The organism is Vibrio sp. B1ASS3 (assembly GCF_905175355.1).
In the GTDB taxonomy this organism is placed as follows: domain Bacteria; phylum Pseudomonadota; class Gammaproteobacteria; order Enterobacterales; family Vibrionaceae; genus Vibrio; species Vibrio owensii.
In genome coordinates this window covers 3721767-3740812 of record NZ_HG992742.1, presented here as the reverse complement: position 1 = coordinate 3740812, position 19046 = coordinate 3721767, and the positions used below count along the sequence as shown (strand labels likewise).

Here is a 19046-nt window from a genome sequence, read left to right as displayed (position 1 = left end):
AAAAATAACAATAATGAGGTAGTGGAATAAGATGGTGCTGAAAAGTCGAAGTAAATTGCTGCTGGTGACTCTGATCCCTTTGTTGTTGATCACCACATTGATCTCGGTGGTTTATTACATCAACAGCAGTAATAGCTTAGAAGCGGAATTGGCTCGGGATAGACAAGAGTTAATTGATACACGCAAGAAAGAGCTGCAAGCCTACATGATGATGGGGGTTACAGCGATAAAGCCGCTTTACGATACGGACATAAACGGCAATAACAAACAAGCGGCAAAAGAGATTCTCAAAGCGATGCGTTTTGAAAGCGATGGTTATTTCTTTGCTTATGATTCGAAAGGGGTCAACACGCTGCATGCGATTAAGCCGTCCCTAGAAGGTAAAAACCTTATCGGTTTGAAAGATGAAAATGGCGTAGCAGTGATTGGCGGGCTGATTGATGCATCTAAGAACGGCGATGGCTTCCTTTATTTCTCTTGGCATAAACCAACCATCGATGCGCAAGCACCAAAATTAGGTTATGCCGAGTACTTGTCTAAGTGGGACTGGGTGCTGGGTACGGGCATCTATATTGATGATATTGATCAGCAAGTGGCGATGCAGCGTGAACTGCGCACACAGGAGTTGAATGAACATACGCTCTCTGCGGTCACCATCTCGGTCATTGGTCTTATTATCACTAGCGTGCTTACCAGTATTATCGTGTCTAAAGGCATTCAACCACTACAGCACATTGCCGCTTCTTTACAAGATGTGGCTGCGGAGGGCGGTGATCTGACGGCTCGTCTGAAAATTGAGAGTAAAGATGAAGTCGGTGAGGTTGCTTCGGCATTTAATGAGTTCATGGATAAGCTGCATCCGCTTATGCAGGACATCCAGCGTTCTGCCAATACAGTTCAAAGCGTCTCTGGACAATTGGATCAGCAAACCTCTCAAGCCAGTGCTCAAATGCAAAACCATTGTCTGGAAACCGATAAGGTGGTGACGGCCGTAACACAAATGAGCATGACGGCAAAAGAAGTCGCGAGTAATACCAATGCTACCGCGCAGGCGATTGATGATGCGAACGGACAAGTTACTGAAGCGCAGCGCGAAGTCGATCAAGCGATTGATGGCATTAGCAAGTTAGTCGATGAAGTGAACAGCACCTCTGAAGCGATTGCAGAACTGAGTCAACAAACCGAGCAAATTACCAAGGTACTCGATGTGATTGGTGAAATTGCCGAGCAGACCAACTTACTCGCATTGAATGCAGCGATAGAAGCCGCGCGTGCCGGTGAACAAGGTCGTGGTTTTGCCGTGGTGGCTGATGAGGTTCGCTCGCTAGCAAGTCGAACGCAGAACAGTACTCATGAGATTGGCGATATGCTCAAGCAACTACAAACAGGCGTATCGAGAGCGGTTACTACCATGGCGGCGAGCCAAGAGCGTGGAGCTAAGACGGTTGAAGAGTCCTCTATGATTCAGCAATCGCTGTCTGGCGTGCATCATTCTATTGGTACTATTCGAGATATGGGTATCCAAACCGCTTCTGCAGCAGAAGAGCAAAGTGCGGTTGCTGAGGACATCAACCAGAATCTAGTGGCGATTCAACAAATCGTGAATCGTATTAATGACACGCTTCAGCACGCGGAAGGTATCAGCACTCAGTTGTCGCAGTCAGGATCTGAAATTCACGATCTGGTTGGAAATTTCAAGCTTTGATTGATCGCTCGATTACATAGAAAAGCAGTGGTTAACGAAAAAAGCGAAAGTCAGGTTCGACTTTCGCTTTTTATTTTGTGCAATAGGCGCTCACTAATAGAGAGAATCGCCTAATGACACTGAAAACCTTGCCCAACGAGTCCATGCCAAGAGAGAAATTACTTAAACGCGGACCACAAGCGTTGTCGGATGCCGAATTACTGGCTATTTTTTTGCGCACTGGCACGCAAGGCATGAACGTCATCGAATTAGCGGACTTTCTGCTCCAAGACTTTGGATCGCTTCGTCAGTTGTTTTCTGCCTCAGAGAAAGAGTTTTGCCAACATAAAGGGTTGGGGCAAGCGAAATACGTCCAGTTACAAGCCGTTTTGGAAATGACGCAACGCTATTTAGCTGAGACATTAAAACGTGGTGATGCGTTAACCAGCCCAGAACAAACCAAACTTTATCTTTCTTCTATATTAAGAGACCGACAAAGAGAGGCTTTTTACATTCTTTTCTTAGATAACCAACATCGGGTAATAAAAGATGAGATTTTATTCGAAGGAACACTCGATGCTGCATCGGTTTATCCGAGAGAAGTCGTCAAACGCGCCTTGCACCACAACGCCGCAGCATTGATTTTGGCTCACAACCACCCGTCAGGTGTGGCGGAACCTAGTCAAGCAGATAGAAGGATTACCCGGCGTTTAATCGACGCTTTAGCGCTGGTGGATATTCGAATTTTGGACCATTTCGTTGTCGGAGATGGGGAAAGCGTCTCTTTTGCCGAAAGAGGTTGGATATAACTGTGCGTTTTTTAGGTTGTTAGTTGCTAAAAATCTGCTATCATCCTCGCCACTAAATTTTTAACTGAATTCAGCTTGGACTGCTAGAAAAAACCTGCTGTCTAAAAAAAGATCACGAAAACCTGTAAAAAGGATCTGTTCGGGTCTTGAGCAATGCATATCAAGTTAGTATAATGCGCGACCTTTGATAGCCTTGTATGGATTTTCCATAGCGGTTCTTAACCTCTAACTTCTTTCCAAGAAATAGAGAGGTTCGGCCACCAAGGTTGATATCGAGCTGAAACGATTTTGGAGAAGACATTCATGTCACGAGTATGCCAAGTAACTGGTAAGCGTCCAGTAACGGGTAACAACCGTTCACACGCACGAAATGCTACTAAGCGTCGTTTTCTGCCGAACCTACAAACTCATCGTTTCTGGGTAGAGAGCGAAAAACGTTTTGTTAAACTACGCCTATCTGCAAAAGGTATGCGTATCATCGACAAGAAGGGTATTGATACTGTTCTTGCTGATATGCGTGCACGTGGCGAAAACGTTTAAGAGGAAATAGGCAATGGCAAAGAAAGGCGTTCGTGAGAAAATCCGTCTAGTATCTTCAGCAGGTACAGGCCACTTCTACACAACTGATAAGAACAAGCGTAACATGCCAGGCAAATTTGAGATCAAGAAATTTGATCCAGTTGTACGCCAGCACGTTATGTACAAAGAAGCTAAAATCAAATAATTGGTTTTATCTCTTTGATGATTTGAAAAACCCAGCTTTCGAGTTGGGTTTTTTATTACCTAAAATTCCTCATTTTACTTCAACCTTACCTTCACCACGTTTGTTCTAGTCAAAATTGACCAGCTTTGATAGTTTGTCCCTAGTCTTATGAGATTAGGAACCGTTATGCGCGTTAGTCCGGCTCGTCGCCGTCGTTGGAACAATATTCTTATCTTGGGCATCATTGCTTTTATGCTGATCCTCAATGCGCCAACATGGATCAAATCTTACCTTATTGAAGAACCAACGGATCCTTATCCAAACTTGCTGCGCTCTGATCATGATGTCAGTGCTATCTACTATGCCGGTTGGGAATTAGATAAGCAGAATGGCCAATGGCAATCGAACATTAAAGCCAATATTCCCGTACAAGAGCTTGTGACTCGTTGGCAGTCATTGGAAGGTACTGAACTGACACCAGAGCAATACGAGCAGTTAAAGCCGCGTTTATCATCACCGGAAAGCATCGAAATTTGGTATCAAGGTTTGGAAGAGCCACAGCGAGTGACGTTCTATCGCTTTGACGATTTTTGGCTGTTTAAAAACTGGCAAGGAAAATGGATTGCGATTTCTGTCGATGGCAACTACATCATGCCCAAGTAATTTAGTCGCTTGATATCAAGTAACGTTATCGCCAATAACCCTTTGCGTCACCTGTATTTGTCTTAGCTTTTTTCGATTATGCTAGCCACCCAGTATCAAAGTTTTTAGCGTTGTAAGGAGAATCAAATGCCTGAATTACCTGAAGTTGAAGTAAGCCGAATGGGCATCAGTCCACATATGATTGGCCAAACGATCAAGGCATTTGTATTCAGAACCCCAAAACTGCGTTGGGATATCCCGCAAGAGCTTAAAAAGCTAGAAGGGCAGGTGATTCGTAATATCAATCGCCGCGCTAAGTATCTGTTGATAGAAACGGACGAAGGCACCGCGATTGTTCACTTAGGCATGTCGGGGTCACTGCGTGTGTTAGATGCTGATTTTCCTCCAGCAAAGCACGATCATGTGGATCTCAAACTGAGCAATGGCAAAGTGCTGCGCTACAACGATCCCCGCCGCTTTGGCGCATGGCTGTGGAGTGCGCCCAATGAGCCACACGCAGTTTTAGGTCATATGGGACCAGAGCCTTTAACTGAAGAGTTCAACGCGGACTACGTAGCAGAGAAAGCCAAAGGTAAGCGTGTTGCGGTTAAGCAGTTCATCATGGACAACAAAATCGTCGTCGGAGTCGGAAACATCTACGCCAACGAATCTTTGTTTAAAACCCGCATTCATCCCAGTCGCCCGGCAGGAAAACTAACCAAGAAGGAGTGGCAATTGCTGGTGGAGAACATCAAAGCCACGCTAGAGATCGCCATCCAACAAGGCGGAACTACACTTAAAGACTTCGCCCAAGCAGATGGCAAACCAGGCTACTTCGCCCAAGAGTTATTAGTTTACGGAAAAACCGGAGAGCCATGCCCAGAATGCGGCGAAGCTCTCCAAGAACAAAAGATAGGCCAACGTAATACTTTCTTTTGTGGGGAATGTCAGAGGTAAAAACTTAAGAGAGGAAGGACAAGATTACATTTGTCCTGATTTCTCGAAGTATTTTTTCGCGACTAATAATGAAATTAAACGCTCGCGTTTTTGATCTCGGAACTGATCGATCCATGCGTGAGCGTTTTTGATGATGCTTTCAGCTTCTTTTGGATGCGCGATGTAGTACTCCATTTTCTCAATTAAATCAGAGTAGTCATCCGCAACTTCAACATAGTGAATGCCCGCTTCGAGGCGACCCTCCATAAACCAAGTTTCGCAAGTTGGCTTCGACATGAGCACTAGTGAATTTGAGGACATTGCCCATTTAAGGTTGGTGGCAACGTCATTTCCTTCAATGGCCAAAAGGAACTTGTAAGTAAGTTGCTCTTCTATTGACATAAACTCTTTCTCCCATGGGTTTCCATCTAAAGGTCGAGTCTGGCCAATATTGCACATTGGATGATCATGAAATTTCTGTAACACAACCTGTCTACGTGGTTGGAATCCTACACCACGCCAAGCCACCATATTTTTCTTTGCTTCAAATGACAATTTATCGCGAACAAAGTAAAAGTGTCGAATTGCATTTAATTTTAATATTACTGAGTTGCCATTATCGTCGCTAATGGGGCGACTTTTCACAAATGTCGGCTCACCTGGGACGTGTCGAACATCACCGTTGAGGTAATGAAAAGCGAAGTTTGACGGAAAGCCTTTAATGACTTTGAGTAAATCGAAGTAATATGTTGTCCCACTAGTTTTCTTAAAACTACCGACTTTAGTTCCTTTATTGCCTACTTCAAATTGCTCTATGATCTTGTTGTAATATTTGACTCTAGCTTGAATGTCACTTTGCTCATTCTCGTCGTATGCCTTTAGCTTTCTTTTGGCATACAGTCGAAAAAGCGAGGCGGGAATGAGCGATATTAATGAGTTGCTGGAATAGTATTTGAATTTAGTGAAGCTCATTTGGCTACCTTTGTTTTGATAGCTGTATAAACACATTTTGGCACAAACTGCTCGACATCACCGCCATGGATTGCTACTTCACGGACGATGGTAGAAGAGAGAAAAGCATATTCTTCTGCTGGCGTCAGGAACACGCTCTCAACACCAGGTAACAGTTTGCGATACATGCTCGTTAGGCCAAATTCGTATTCAAAGTCGACAGTTGTTCTAAGGCCGCGCACCAGTACATTTGCTTCTTGCTCACGAGCAAAATCAACCAGTAAGCCACTAAAACCAGCGGTTGATACATTGCTTAAGTGCGCTGTTGATTCTTCAACAAGTTTTACTCGTTCTTCTAGGCTAAACAGTGTTTTTTTCGAAGGACTTGCTGCGACACCGATAATAATTTGATCAAACATGTCTGCGGCACGCGTAATGATATCTAGGTGACCGTTAGTGATTGGGTCAAACGTTCCTGGGTAAATGACTTTTTTCATCGTAAAACTTTCTCGTAAACATCTACGTATTGGTTAGCAGTGTAGTTGATATCAAATAACTTCAGTTTCTCTTGCCCATTGGCGATGAATTCTTGTTGAAGCTTTTCATCTTGAGCGATCTTCATTATTGCATTCGCTAACTCTTGTGCATTACCTGGTTCAACAAGTAAGCCGTTTGAATTGTGGTCGATAATGTCAGGGATACCACCTGCATTAGTACCTATAACAGGTAAACCAGAGCCCATACCTTCCAAAATGACAGAGCCCAGCCCCTCTGTGTAAGAAGGATGAACTTGCAAATCTGCCGCGGCAAACCAATCGCCCATATTGCTTTGTTTACCCTCGAAACTGATGTTAGTTAGGCCTTGTGCTTGAGACTCAAGTGCCTCTCTCTCTGAGCCATCACCTAGCAAACAAAAATGGACGAAGGGTGCGGATTTTTCTAATAGCTTTGCCGCGTCGACAGTGACATTGAAGCCTTTATGTTTCAGCATGTTTGCTCCATGTATCACTATAAATTTACCTGAGAAGCGGCCTTTAATCGCTTGTACCGTTTCAACGTTAGCAGGGTATGTCACCGGTGAACTTGGGATCTTGTAGGTTACTGAAGTTGGGTAAGCGTCTTTCACTCTCTGAACTATTTCAGTACTTAGACCTACCACAGCGGAGGCTTTCGAATAGGCTAAGTTTGCCAACCATTTCTTTTTCAATGCGTTGTCGATTCGGCGAGTGACAATATATGGTTTGCCGTAGAGCATATGTTGGATCAGAGCCCAATAAATGGCACGTCCTTCATGCACATGGATCAGAGCACAATCCTTAGTGATAGATTTTGAGTGTGCTTTGGAAAAGTGGTTCGCTAATACCACTTTAACACCTAACGCTTTTACCGCATCGGCGAAAGGGCTTTTAGGGTTTGCAACAACTGTCAGTTGATAGCCGAGCTTTACTTGCTGCTTAATGAGTTGCAGCGTCTGATTCTCGCCACCATGGTATCCAGAAGCTAAGTTAACGTGGCAAATGTTCATGTTATTGCTCTTTATTATGTTTTTTGACGTAATCACGCAGCCACAGGTCTGCATAGCGAGTAAAGGTTGTGTTTGCACTTAGTACGGCGAGTAAAAAGCCATGTCGACCATCTAAGAAGCCACGTTTAATAATATACATTTTGAAGAAACGGAAGAAACCATGGGTAAATGCACTAAAAAGTGAGGCTGACTTTTTACCTTCACGCTGGTCGGCCCAAGATTGCATGTACAGTTGGGTTTTTCGCGTGTACTCGCCAAGCTTTTCATAAGTAAAATGCTTCAAACGGCCATTTAACGAAACTACTTTAAAGTCATCGGGAATAACAACGCTTTCATGAACGAGCGCGTCGTTATATTTCGTTTCTGATGTTTTGTATAAACGTACAACCCAATCAGGTGACCAACCTGAGTAACGAATCTCTTTTGCAAAGGCTGTTGTCAGTCGGTTCACACGATAAATGTTTTTATCGCAGTGTTGGCTGATTGCGTTGAGTATGTCTTGGCGTAATTCATCGGTAACACGCTCATCGGCATCCAACCAAAGCACGAAATCCGATTCCACATAGTCTTGAGCAAGTTGGCGTTGTTTGCCAAACCCAGGCCATTCTAAATTTGTATAAAACTTATCAGTATACTGCCTAGCGATTTCTTCAGTGGTATCAGTGCTACCTGAATCTAGAAGAACAATCTCATCGACCCAATCTTTTACTGTGTCTAGACAAGCTTTCAGGTGCTTCTCTTCATTTTTTACGATCAACGCGACGGCTAAGGTAGGTTTAGACAAGGTAGTTTCCTTCTTAAACAATCTTCTACAGGTATAATTTACTGATATTGTGGATACAAATCTTCTACGACTTGGTCGAACATAGCGACGACACGGTCGCTTGTAATGCGGTTCATTGCGGCTTCATCCTTTGCTCGGGTTCGCCAACTTAATTCTTGGCTAGTCTTTCCTGTTTCTGCAAAAATCACTTCTTCATATACAGAAACGGCATACTTTAAAAAGCGATAAGGGCCCACTCGAATAGGATTGTGATGGGCATATAAACCAATAATCGGAGTGTTCATTGCGCTCGCCATGTGGGCTGGGCCAGTATCTGGTGCTATCACCATCTGTACCTTATCAATTAAAGCTAGCATTTGTAGGATGGAGCTTTCTCCTACTAAGTTTAAACAAGGTTCACGCAACAAAGCTTGAATCTCATTTGCTAGGTCAACTTCGACCTTTGCAGGACTGCCGGCAAGTATGATATTCCAGCCTTTATCTCGCGCATGATTAATGACATCCACATAACCCTTTGCGTTCCAGTTCTTGTAGGCTTTACTTGCCCCGGGAACTAATAACAAGTTTGGTTTCACCGTACCTAGTTTTGCCTTAGCCCAAGTACTATCCTCTTCTGAGTAAGATAAAGACCAAGATAGTTCTGACTGAGGCACACCAATTTGATGGGCAAACGCCATTAAACCATCCGCAACATGCAAAGAGCCTGGTGAAGGAACTTTGACATTGGTGAACAAAGTTTGAAAGTCTTGGCTACGGTCAGAAGAAAACCCAAGTTTGTACTTCGCTTTAATACCTAACGTCGCCACGCTCGCTCGAATGGCATATTGCATATGAAGCAAAGCATCGAACTTGCGTCCTTTGAGTTGCTTCCACAGTGATTTGTAGCCATCAAGTCCTGCTTTTTTATCAAAAACAATCACTTCAACGTCATCTATCGCTTGTAGCAATTGAGCTTCAAGTTTGCCAGTAATCCAAGTGATATGGGCCTCAGGCCATTGTTTTTGAATCGCTTGAACCGTCGCGATAGTATTGCAAACGTCACCAATTGCAGATAAACGCAATATACAGAGTGAAGAAGGGGTAGAAGTGAACATAGTTATTGTCTGATCAGATAAATAGATGCAGGTAAATTATGCAGACATCCCCAATAAATGTAAAATACACCGCTTCTATACTGAGCACTGACGAGTCTTCGCAATGTCAAATAGTCAACAACATCAATCTCCAAATTCGGGTAAACCTGGAAACACTGGTTTAAAGCGCATCATCAAAGCGACGGGATATTCTGCGAAAGGCTTAAGGGCGGCGTTTAAACACGAAGCGGCGATTAGACAAGAGCTTGTGATGCTAGTCATTGCTATCGTTTTGGTTTGTGTTTTTGACTTGAGTGTCATAGAACGCATTTTGATGCTTGGTGTCGTCGTTCTTGTTTTGATTGTTGAGTTGATCAATTCCGCGATAGAGGCGGTAGTGGATCGCGTAGGCGTCGAACATCATGAGTTGAGTGGGCGAGCAAAAGATATCGGCTCAGCGGCAGTTATGGTGGCATTAGCGTTCGCTGGATTCACATGGCTGTATATCTTGCTTAGTCTTTATCTCTAAATCACTTTAGCTGTGAGTATCATAGATATGATTCAAACTTCACAACAAGGTAATTGCACTATTTGGTTTGATGATGAAATCATTTCGGACCCAACATTGCCATTATTTGATGCCGGCTATTGGCAAGAACAAGGTAAAATCTTGGGCAGCGCTTCTGGTCGGGGAACAACCTGGTTTGTTCAACTAAACTCTATGCAAGCCGCCCTTCGACATTATCGCCGAGGTGGTCTATTCGGCAAACTTGTGAAAGACCAATACTGGTTTTCTGGTTGGGAACAAACTCGTAGTGCTCAGGAGTTAAATCTTTTGCAGATTTTGATAGATGCCGGCGTTAATGTTCCTCGCCCGATTGCCGCGCGAGCAGTTAAAACAGGTTTGACTTACCAAGCGGATCTGCTCAGCGAAAGAATCCCAAATGCCAGAGATTTGGTCAGTATTTTGCAAGAAAAACCATTACCGGAAGTGATGTACCAGAAGATTGGGCAAGAAATTGCCAAGATGCATAACGTTAATGTGAACCATACTGACTTAAATATTCATAACATATTAATTGATGACCAAGACAAGGTCTGGATTATCGACTTTGATAAGTGCTTTTCATCTACAGATACTAAGGTTTCTAAAGAGAACTTAGAGCGACTATTACGCTCATTTAATAAAGAAAAAGGTAAATGCGCGATTGCGTGGAGCCTCCAAGATTTTGACTGTTTGCTAAGCGGTTACCACCAAAGTAATAAAGGATAGAGAATGCGTACGTTTGTGATTAGTTTGGAAAGCGCAGTTGAGCGCCGCGCGCATATCGAAGCTCAATTTGCTGGTGTAGAGCAAGACTTTGAGTTTTTTGATGCAATAGATGGACGTAAAGGCGAGCATCCTCTGTTTAGCAAGTACAACGTTGAGAAAAGACTTAGAGTGAAAGGCTATGGAATGACGCCAGGTGAATTGGGGTGCTTCGCCAGTCACTATTTGCTTTGGGAAAAGTGCCTAGAGTTAAATGAGCCGATTGTTGTCATTGAGGATGATGCTCAACTAGAAGAATGCTTTAATGATTCGATGAAAAACATCAACGAGCTCCAACCATATGGTTATGTTCGTTTATTTGTTAATGGACGCAAACGGCCATTCGTCAAAATTGGTTCATATAAATCTCATGATGTCGTCGAGTATTTACGAGGTCCTGGCGCAACTCGATCTTACTTCGTCACTCCAATGGCTGCAAAAAGGTTCATTGAATCTGCTCAAGAATGGCTACTGCCCGTTGATGATTACATGGACCAGTTTTGGTCAAATGAAGTCGCATGCCGAGGCATAATGCCAGGTATCGTTAAGAATGAAACAGATTTTGATTCCAGTGTCGGTAAGCTCGAGAAGAGTAATAAAATGAATCGATTTACGCGGGAGTTGTATTCTATTCAGTGTGCTCTTTGGCGTAAGTGGCATTTATTTCGTAACCCACCGAAGAAGGTCAAATAGGATGCTTAAACTATTGATAAAATGGCTTTCTACGTCTGAACCCTCAAAAAAGTTTCGTGCCGAATTAGATCTAATGTTTTGGGGGACGCAACACTCTCGTTTTATACGCAAGCGTTTTCAAAGACGTATTTTTTATGTTTACAACTGTGATGTTAGCCATTTAGCCGACATTCATCCAACAGTATTGTTTCCTCACCCTTGTGGAATTGTGATCGGTTCGCAAGCAAAAGTGGAAAAAGGATGTCGAATTTATCAACAAGTCACGATTGGCAGCAACTTTGACTCCGATAACTCGATGGCCCACGTGTTAGAAAACACTTACATTGGCAGTGGAGCAAAGATCATTGGCGGGATTTCAATTGGTAAGAATTGTTACGTTGGAGCAAATGCGGTCATCACAAAAAACGTGGCTGATAACAGCTCGATAGTGGGCAATAATAAAAGTATTACGGCTAGAAAGCCTCAATTAGAGAAAGAATAGCAATGACTTCAATATTAAACCTGATTGGCCGAACTGAGGCTTTGTTTGATCAAGACATTCAGCATCATGAATCTGAACTGTCACGCATTGTTTCTGCGTCAAGTTTCCTTGTTCTGGGTGGCGCTGGCTCAATCGGACAAGCCGTAACTAAAGAGATTTTTAAACGTAACCCTAAGAAGCTACATGTTGTCGATATTAGTGAAAACAATATGGTAGAGCTTGTCCGAGATATCCGTAGCTCATTTGGTTATATTGATGGTGACTTCCAAACATTTGCTTTGGACATTGGTTCTCTAGAGTACGACGCATTCATTAAAGCCGATGGTAAGTTCGATTATGTATTGAACCTATCTGCGCTTAAGCATGTTAGAAGTGAAAAAGATCCTTATACACTGATGCGCATGATCGATGTGAATGTTTTTAATACCGACAAAACGATTCAGCAGTCTATTGATGCTGGCGCGAAAAAGTACTTCTGTGTTTCAACAGATAAAGCTGCAAACCCAGTTAATATGATGGGAGCATCCAAACGTATTATGGAAATGTTCCTGATGCGTAAAAGTGAGCAAATGGCAATCTCAACGGCTCGATTTGCAAATGTGGCATTCTCTGATGGCTCGCTACTTCACGGATTTAACCAACGTATTCAAAAGCGCCAACCTATCGTGGCCCCAAACGACATCAAGCGTTACTTTGTTACCCCTCAAGAGTCGGGAGAACTATGTTTAATGTCTTGTATCTTTGGCGAAAACCGTGACATTTTCTTCCCGAAACTGAGTGAAGCTCTACATCTTATTTCGTTTGCAGATATTGCGGTGAAATACCTAGAGCAACTTGGTTTTGAACCTCACCTATGTGAAACAGAAGAAGAAGCTCGCCAACTTGCACATACACTTCCAGAGCAGGGCAAGTGGCCATGTTTGTTTACTGCAAGTGATACAACGGGTGAAAAAGACTTCGAAGAGTTTTTTACAGATAAAGAAGAACTGGATATGTCTCGATTCGAAAATCTGGGCATCATCAAAAATGAACCTCTTTATGAGCAAGAGCTTCTTACTTTGTTTGAAAGCAGCATCTATGAGATGAAAGGTGAGCGAGCTTGGACCAAAGAGCAGATTGTGAAACTGTTCTTTACCATGATCCCTGATTTTGGGCACAAAGAAACAGGTAAATACCTCGATAGCAAGATGTAAGTGGAGTATTCAATGAAAGCGACATCTATTGTTGAATTTGTGAGAGATACTTACAAAACAGACGAATTTATTCCCTTACATGCACCGACTTTCGATGGCAACGAAAAAGCGTACGTAATGGAAACGATTGAAAGTACATTTGTTTCTAGCGTCGGTAAGTTTGTTGATGATTTTGAGAGAAAAATTGAAACTTACACTGGTACGGCTAAAGCTGTAGCGACAGTGAATGGTACAGCAGCATTGCATGCCGCATTGTACATGGCTGATGTTCAAAGAGGCGACTTGGTCGTCACGCAAGCTTTGACTTTTGTTGCAACCTGCAATGCTCTTTATCACATGGGGGCTGAGCCTATTTTTCTAGATGTATCTCCAGTGAGTTTAGGGTTGTGCCCTAAGGCTGTGGATGCATTTTTAGAAGAGAATGCCGAAGTCACCGACGCGGGGTGTATCCATAAAAAAACAGGTAGAAGAATCAAAGCCGTTGTACCAATGCACACGTTTGGTCACCCTGTAGAGCTTGATGAACTGGTTGCTGTTTGTTTGAAATGGAACATCACGTTGGTTGAAGATGCCGCAGAAAGTCTAGGCTCGTTTTATAAGGGCAAACACACCGGTACTATTGGTGATTTTGGTGCTGTCAGCTTCAATGGCAATAAGATCATCACCACAGGCGGTGGTGGTATGGTGTTATGTAAGACTCAAGAATTAGGTGTGCGGACTAAGCATGTTACTACGACAGCAAAAGTTCCTCATCCGTATGAGTTTTTCCATGATGAACCTGGTTTCAACTATCGTATGCCAAACCTGAATGCAGCTCTAGGGTGTGCTCAGATGGAAGTTATCGAGCAGTACCTAAAACAAAAGAGAGTACTTGCTGAAGGTTACAATGACTTTTTTAAAGGTTCAGACATCAAGTTTGTCACTGAACCTGAATATGCGCAGTCAAACTATTGGTTAAATGCGATCATTTGCTCGGATAAAGAAAGCCGCGAAGAGATCCTCAGTGTCACAAATGATTCTGGAGTGATGACTCGGCCAATTTGGCAACTTATGCATAGATTACCTATGTTTGAGAATTCAATACGTGGTGACCTAACGTATTCTGAATTTATTGAGGCTCACTTAGTTAACTTGCCTAGTACTCCAATAATAAGTGAATAAGTATGAAGAAACGAATTCTTACAGAAGCAGCTGGTAGCCCGGTTAGTGCCTATATGATTAAGGCTATTCAACAGTCTGGTCATATTGCTGTAGCATCGGATATCTCAGTAAATTGTGCTGCAAAAGTGTTGGCCGATGATTTTGTTATTTTTCCAAAGAAAAATGACCCAAATTTATGGGACAAAGTTGAGCAATGTTTGGTTGAGAGCAAAATAGATGTTGTTATTCCCTCCTTCGATGAAATGCTTAATGGTTGGGCAGAGCGAAAAACAAAGCTTGAGGCTTTAGGTATAAAAGTACTTATTTCACCAGTAGAAACTATACGAGTCTTTCAAGATAAGTGGAAAACAGCAGAATTTTTTGCGAGTAATGACTTACCATGTGCTAAGTCATCTCTTGAACCAATTTATCCTTTAGTCAAACCCCGCTTTGGTAGAGGTAGTGTTGGTATTTTTATCGAAGACGATGAAGAAAAACGACGTTCTAAGTTCACTGAAGATGATATATCTCAAACTGTACTTCAGGGAGAGGAATACACAGTTGACTGTCTATTTGATGCGGATAACAAACCAGTATACATCGTCCCGAGGAAACGGCTTGGAGTTATAAATGGCAAATCAACCGGTGGGGTTGTAGTACAAAACTCGATCATAGAGAGAGAAGTTACTCGTTTGGCAAAATGCATTGAGTTTATTGGCCCCATTAATATTCAGTGTTTTCTTGATGGTGAAGAACTTTATTTTGTCGAAGTGAACCCAAGAATCGCTGGTGGCATGGCTCTAGGCTTTGCTGCGACAACAAACTGGATTCCTCACTTTATCAATATATTACAAGGTAATAGCGTTTCGGAATGTGATTTGAATGTTAAGTGGGGAATGAAAATGTTCCGTGCTTATGAGGAGTTTTTTACTCAATGAAACAGTTAGTGATCTTGGATCTTGATGACACGATTTATAGTGAAAGAGATTACTTCTCGGGTGTTTTTTCGTCCTATGAGCAAGCTAACGAATTAGATAGCGGCTCTCTGCTTCGAGCATTTGACTCTATAAATAGGAAAGAAAGTCGAGATATATTGAGAGAAGCGTTAACAATGGCTTCTAGCTATACTCCACAAAATCATGACTTACTCTTTTTACTCTATAGCACAGCTGAATTCGCAATAAATTTGCCACAATCCTCTTCCCGCTTTTTAGAAATATTAAAAAGCAATCAAATTAGAACCGCAGTCCTCACTAATGGTGTAGTGGATGTTCAGAAGAATAAAGTTCGTAATTTAGGGCTTGAAGCGCATGTAGATAAAGTGTTTTATGCTAGGGAGAACTCTGAGAAGTATGAAAAGCCAGATATTAGATGCTTCCAGAATGTATTGGAGTTTTTTGATTGTAAACCAGAAAATGCATTAATGATTGGCGATAGTTATAACAATGACTATTTAGGGGGGCGAAATGCTCAGATCGCCTCATTATGGTTGCACGGAAATAACTCAGAATCAATTCAGGTATTAGAGGAAGCAATTCCCTTTATTTTTGGAACAAAACAATGAAGAAAATTAAGCGTATTTTAGCGGTAACTGGTATTCGTTCAGAATACGATATTCTTTACCCTGTAATTAAGCGGTTCGCTGATAGTGATGATTTTGAGCTAAAAGTCGTAGTTTCTGGCGCTCACCTCTCCGATTGGCATGGTAGTACCATTGACCGTGTTGAAAGTGATGGTTTTGAAATTGCAGATCGTATTGATACTTTGTTTACCACTAACCGTTCGACACAACGTAGCAAAGCGGTTGCCCAGTTAATTTCAGGCCTAACTCAGACTGTAGAGAGAGAGAAACCAGATCTACTTCTTGTGGTTGGAGATCGAGAAGAAAGCATTGCTACCGCAATTGTAGGGAACTATATGGATGTAGTTGTTGCTCATATAGGAGGTGGAGACCCTGTCTGGGGAAATGCGGATGATCCTATTCGTATGGCAGTGAGTAAACTCGCACATATTCATTTTACAACTGCTCAACCATACTCAAAAAATTTGGTAAGTATGGGGGAAGATGAGTGGCGAATTTCTTTCTGTGGTACGCCGGGGCTAGATAATATCACTAATGAGCCTCAACTTAGTATGGGCGATGTTTCTAATTTTATCGGCTCCGAGCTATCTGACTATATTGTTGTTTTGAAACACCCGTTATCTTCTGAGCATGAGAGTGCTTATGAGCAAATGACGTCTACGTTAAAGGCTATTGATAAAGTGTGTCAAGATAAGGGGTTAAAAGCAGTTTGTATTACACCTAATAGTGATCCAGGTTCGTATGAGATTATTCAGGCATACAAAGAGTTTGAATCTGACAGAATTTTGCTTCAACAAACGTTGCCTCGCTCGATATTTGTCAACCTTCTACGAAATGCGAAAGCTCTTGTCGGCAATTCAAGCATGGGAATTCTTGAAGCTCCAATGTATAAACTTCCAGTAGTGAATGTAGGGCATAGACAACGAGGACGCTTGAATGCTGGTAATGTTAAATTTGTTAGTTATCAAGAAAATGACATCGTTTCTGCTATCGAACAAGCTGTCTTTGACATCAAATATCGCAACTATATTGCCAATCTAGATAATCCATATGGTAGTGGTCAAGCTGCTGATATTATTGAAAATTTCATTAGAGATGTTGACCTTTCGGATACTAAGTGGTTAGTGAAAGAGAAGCTTGTTTAGTTATAACTGAAAGGTAAAAGATGAATAAATCTGTGCTAATTGTTGCTCCTCATGCTGATGACGAGACATTGGGATGTGGAGGGACGATCTTAAGACTTGTTGAAGAAGGCTACCAAGTTCATTGGTTACTAGTTACGGGCATGAGCGAAGAATCTGGCTTTTCACAAGAACAAATTAAGAAACGTAATGAAGAAATACATTCTGTTTTTCATGAGTACCAATTTTCAAGTGTCCATCAGTTAAATTTTCCGCCGGCTAAACTAGAAACAATACCCAAAGGGGAGTTAGTTGGTGCTATCTGTAAAGTGGTAGGAAAGGTTAGGCCGGAGCAAGTATTTACAGTGTATCGCAATGATGCCCACAGTGACCATGAGATCGTTTTTGATGCGGTGGCGTCTGCAACGAAAACCTTCCGCTATCCGTTTGTAAAGAAAGTTTATGCTTACGAAACGATATCTGAAACAGATTTTGGAATGAAGCCTGAGGATGGCGGCTTTCGTCCAAATGTTTTCATTAATATTGAAAAGCATTTGGATAGAAAGCTCGATATTTTAGATATATTTGAATCGGAAGTGGGGGCTTTTCCATTTCCAAGAAGCCGAAAGGCATTGAATGCACTTGCGACTATTCGTGGAGTACAAGCTGGTTCTCAGGCTGCAGAGGCATTCATGTTATTAAAAGAGGTTATATGAAAACTCTTATTATTGCAGAAGCTGGCGTGAATCATAATGGTGATGAGGCTCTTGCGTTTAAACTCGTTGATGCAGCTCATGAGGCAGGTGCAGATGTAGTCAAATTTCAAACGTTTAAAGCTAAAAACTTGGTGACGGAAACAGCAAAGCAAGCTGAATATCAAGTGAACAATATGAAGTCTGAAGAGTCGCAATTATCGATGCTTAGTCGCTTGGAACTTTCCTATGAAGCGCATCATGCTTTGATAGCTCATAGTGAAAAGCTTGGTATTGAGTTTCTTTCCACTGCTTTTGATAGTGAAAGTTTGAGCTTTCTGACTAATGACTTGAAGCTTAAGAAGTTAAAAATTCCTTCTGGTGAAATCACCAATGCTCCCTTAGTTCTAGAGCATGCTCGTACTGGTTGCGATCTTATCGTATCGACAGGGTTAGCGACTTTAGCTGAAGTGGAAGCGACCTTAGGTGTTATTGCTTTTGGTTATACCGCTGCTGCTAATGCAGAGCCATCGCAGCAAGCTTTCAGCGAAGCCTATGCGTCTCCGGAAGGTCAAGCAGCATTGCAAAGCAAAGTAACCTTATTGCACTGTACCACAGAATATCCTGCGCCAGTTGATGAAATTAATTTGAGAGCTATGGATACATTGGGCCGAAGTTTTGGTGTTCTCGCCGGTTACTCGGATCATAGTGAAGGTATTGCTATTCCTATTGCTGCTGTCGCAAAGGGAGCCGTTATAGTTGAGAAGCACTTTACACTAGATAAGGAAATGGAAGGGCCGGATCATAAAGCGTCCCTAAACCCTAAAGAGTTGAAGGCAATGGTCTCTGCTATCAGACAAGTTGAGCAAGCGCTAGGTAATGGTGTAAAGGTACCGACGGCGTCTGAATTGAAAAATAAAACTGTAGCTCGAAAGAGCTTAGTTGCACAGAGGGATATTCAGCAAGGTGAAATCTTTGATAACGATAACCTCAGTGTAAAAAGACCGGGGGAAGGTATGAGTCCTTATGAGTATTGGAGCGTTCTTGGGAAAATAGCACGTCGAAGTTATAAGGCGGGAGAGCTCATCCGTGAGTAAACTGTGCCCACTAATCATTATTGGTGGTGGAGGTCATGCTAGTGTCTTAGTGGATATCCTTATAAGACAAAATAGGACAATTAAAGCGGTTATCAGTCCAGATTGTATTAGAAGTCGACGAGTCTTTCGCGAGGTTTTGCGACTAAAATCTGATTCTGATATTGAATCATATGCTCCTAGAGATGTGTTGTTGGTTAACGGCATAGGCCCCAGTCCGCGCCTCAATGTTAGGCAAGAAATAAATAACTACTTTATTGAAAAAGGCTATCAGTTTGAAACTGTAATATCTGATAGTGCCCAAGTTTCATCCCATGCTGTATTAAGTGAAGGTGTTCAAATACTGCAGGGAGCGATTGTACAAGCAGGGGTGCTTATTGGTGAGCACTCAATTATAAATACTGGTGCAATTGTTGAGCATGATAGCTGTCTTGGTTCTTACAATCATGTTGCACCTAATGCTACATTGTGCGGACAGGTGACGACGGGGCAAAATGTATACGTCGGTGCTGGGGCTGTAGTTATCAATAACATGACAATTGGGACTAATTCGGTAGTGGGGGCCGGGGCAACTTTGACTAGGTCATTAGGTGCTGGGCGAACATGCTACCCCTCTCGGACGTTAATTAAATAA

Annotated in this window: 23 protein-coding genes; 18 read left to right on the top strand and 5 right to left on the bottom strand. The window is 42.4% G+C overall.

Translation table 11 applies throughout. The features are described from left to right. Positions 1-31 precede the first annotated feature (31 nt). The 6 genes from KJB05_RS17015 to mutM all read left to right on the top strand — a co-directional run bounded on the left by KJB05_RS17015 (position 32) and on the right by mutM (position 4795). Entirely contained in the window at positions 32-1705 is a 1674-nt protein-coding gene (locus tag KJB05_RS17015) for a methyl-accepting chemotaxis protein (RefSeq protein WP_208445326.1), read from the top strand. Positions 1706-1818: 113 nt separating this feature from the next. Then, entirely contained in the window at positions 1819-2493 is a 675-nt protein-coding gene (gene radC, locus KJB05_RS17010) for a DNA repair protein RadC (protein WP_171371348.1), read from the top strand. A 303-nt stretch (positions 2494-2796) separates the two neighbouring features. After that, positions 2797-3033 carry a 50S ribosomal protein L28 gene (rpmB, locus tag KJB05_RS17005; protein ID WP_005384783.1) on the top strand — a complete coding sequence of 79 codons (237 nt, stop codon included), beginning with the start codon at positions 2797-2799 and terminating at the stop codon, positions 3031-3033. A gap of 13 nt (positions 3034-3046) precedes the next feature. After that, a complete protein-coding gene (rpmG, locus tag KJB05_RS17000; RefSeq protein ID WP_004410866.1) occupies positions 3047-3217 on the top strand; it encodes a 50S ribosomal protein L33 in 171 nt (56 codons plus the stop codon). 165 nt (positions 3218-3382) lie between these two features. Then, positions 3383-3859, top strand: a complete 477-nt coding sequence (locus tag KJB05_RS16995) for a hypothetical protein (protein ID WP_208445327.1) — start codon at positions 3383-3385, stop codon at positions 3857-3859. A 126-nt stretch (positions 3860-3985) separates the two neighbouring features. Continuing rightward, complete coding sequence (gene mutM / locus KJB05_RS16990; RefSeq protein WP_208445328.1) at positions 3986-4795, top strand: bifunctional DNA-formamidopyrimidine glycosylase/DNA-(apurinic or apyrimidinic site) lyase; 810 nt, start codon at positions 3986-3988, stop codon at positions 4793-4795. Between the two features lie 24 nt (positions 4796-4819). Here mutM and KJB05_RS16985 read toward each other — a convergent pair whose 3' ends face one another. Genes KJB05_RS16985 through KJB05_RS16965 form a run of 5 tightly spaced genes read right to left on the bottom strand, consistent with a single transcriptional unit; the run spans position 4820 to position 9128 of the window. Then, positions 4820-5746: a glycosyl transferase family 90 gene (locus tag KJB05_RS16985; protein ID WP_208445329.1), complete on the bottom strand. Its 927-nt coding sequence runs from the start codon at positions 5744-5746 to the stop codon at positions 4820-4822. Continuing rightward, on the bottom strand, positions 5743-6222 hold the full coding sequence (gene coaD / locus KJB05_RS16980; protein WP_208445330.1) for a pantetheine-phosphate adenylyltransferase: 480 nt from the start codon (positions 6220-6222) through the stop codon (positions 5743-5745). Before coaD ends, KJB05_RS16985 begins: the two co-directional genes overlap by 4 nt. After that, positions 6219-7250 carry a glycosyltransferase family 4 protein gene (locus KJB05_RS16975; RefSeq protein ID WP_208445331.1) on the bottom strand — a complete coding sequence of 344 codons (1032 nt, stop codon included), beginning with the start codon at positions 7248-7250 and terminating at the stop codon, positions 6219-6221. The genes coaD and KJB05_RS16975 overlap by 4 nt, the downstream gene beginning before the upstream one ends. 1 nt (position 7251) lies before the next feature. After that, the gene (locus tag KJB05_RS16970; protein WP_208445332.1) at positions 7252-8034 is read right to left on the bottom strand and encodes a glycosyltransferase family 2 protein; all 783 of its coding nucleotides are present in this window, start codon (positions 8032-8034) and stop codon (positions 7252-7254) included. Between the two features lie 38 nt (positions 8035-8072). Then, the gene (locus KJB05_RS16965) at positions 8073-9128 is read right to left on the bottom strand and encodes a glycosyltransferase family 9 protein (RefSeq protein WP_208445333.1); all 1056 of its coding nucleotides are present in this window, start codon (positions 9126-9128) and stop codon (positions 8073-8075) included. 103 nt (positions 9129-9231) lie between these two features. Here KJB05_RS16965 and KJB05_RS16960 point away from each other — a divergent pair, with 103 nt between their 5' ends. The 12 genes from KJB05_RS16960 to KJB05_RS16905 are packed head-to-tail and all read left to right on the top strand — an operon-like array spanning position 9232 to position 19046. Continuing rightward, positions 9232-9636 (top strand): diacylglycerol kinase, encoded by a 405-nt coding sequence (locus KJB05_RS16960; RefSeq protein ID WP_208445334.1) that lies wholly within the window; start codon positions 9232-9234, stop codon positions 9634-9636. 27 nt (positions 9637-9663) lie between these two features. Continuing rightward, entirely contained in the window at positions 9664-10380 is a 717-nt protein-coding gene (locus tag KJB05_RS16955; RefSeq protein WP_208445335.1) for a 3-deoxy-D-manno-octulosonic acid kinase, read from the top strand. A gap of 3 nt (positions 10381-10383) precedes the next feature. Further along, positions 10384-11109 (top strand): glycosyltransferase family 25 protein, encoded by a 726-nt coding sequence (locus tag KJB05_RS16950; RefSeq protein ID WP_208445336.1) that lies wholly within the window; start codon positions 10384-10386, stop codon positions 11107-11109. 1 nt (position 11110) lies between these two features. Continuing rightward, positions 11111-11590, top strand: coding sequence for a serine acetyltransferase (locus KJB05_RS16945; RefSeq protein WP_208445337.1), 480 nt, complete (start codon positions 11111-11113; stop codon positions 11588-11590). 2 nt (positions 11591-11592) lie between these two features. Further along, positions 11593-12783 carry a UDP-N-acetylglucosamine 4,6-dehydratase gene (locus KJB05_RS16940; RefSeq protein WP_208445338.1) on the top strand — a complete coding sequence of 397 codons (1191 nt, stop codon included), beginning with the start codon at positions 11593-11595 and terminating at the stop codon, positions 12781-12783. Between the two features lie 12 nt (positions 12784-12795). Then, positions 12796-13944, top strand: a complete 1149-nt coding sequence (locus KJB05_RS16935) for a LegC family aminotransferase (protein WP_208445339.1) — start codon at positions 12796-12798, stop codon at positions 13942-13944. A 2-nt stretch (positions 13945-13946) separates the two neighbouring features. After that, complete coding sequence (locus tag KJB05_RS16930) at positions 13947-14861, top strand: ATP-grasp domain-containing protein (RefSeq protein WP_208445340.1); 915 nt, start codon at positions 13947-13949, stop codon at positions 14859-14861. Next, positions 14858-15487 carry an HAD family hydrolase gene (locus KJB05_RS16925; protein ID WP_208445341.1) on the top strand — a complete coding sequence of 210 codons (630 nt, stop codon included), beginning with the start codon at positions 14858-14860 and terminating at the stop codon, positions 15485-15487. Before KJB05_RS16930 ends, KJB05_RS16925 begins: the two co-directional genes overlap by 4 nt. Next, the gene (gene neuC, locus KJB05_RS16920) at positions 15484-16650 is read left to right on the top strand and encodes a UDP-N-acetylglucosamine 2-epimerase (protein WP_208445342.1); all 1167 of its coding nucleotides are present in this window, start codon (positions 15484-15486) and stop codon (positions 16648-16650) included. Before KJB05_RS16925 ends, neuC begins: the two co-directional genes overlap by 4 nt. 20 nt (positions 16651-16670) lie before the next feature. Next, on the top strand, positions 16671-17342 hold the full coding sequence (locus tag KJB05_RS16915) for a PIG-L deacetylase family protein (RefSeq protein WP_038876911.1): 672 nt from the start codon (positions 16671-16673) through the stop codon (positions 17340-17342). Then, positions 17339-18415 (top strand): N-acetylneuraminate synthase, encoded by a 1077-nt coding sequence (gene neuB, locus KJB05_RS16910; protein WP_208445343.1) that lies wholly within the window; start codon positions 17339-17341, stop codon positions 18413-18415. The genes KJB05_RS16915 and neuB overlap by 4 nt, the downstream gene beginning before the upstream one ends. Further along, the gene (locus KJB05_RS16905) at positions 18408-19046 is read left to right on the top strand and encodes an acetyltransferase (protein ID WP_244142932.1); all 639 of its coding nucleotides are present in this window, start codon (positions 18408-18410) and stop codon (positions 19044-19046) included. Before neuB ends, KJB05_RS16905 begins: the two co-directional genes overlap by 8 nt.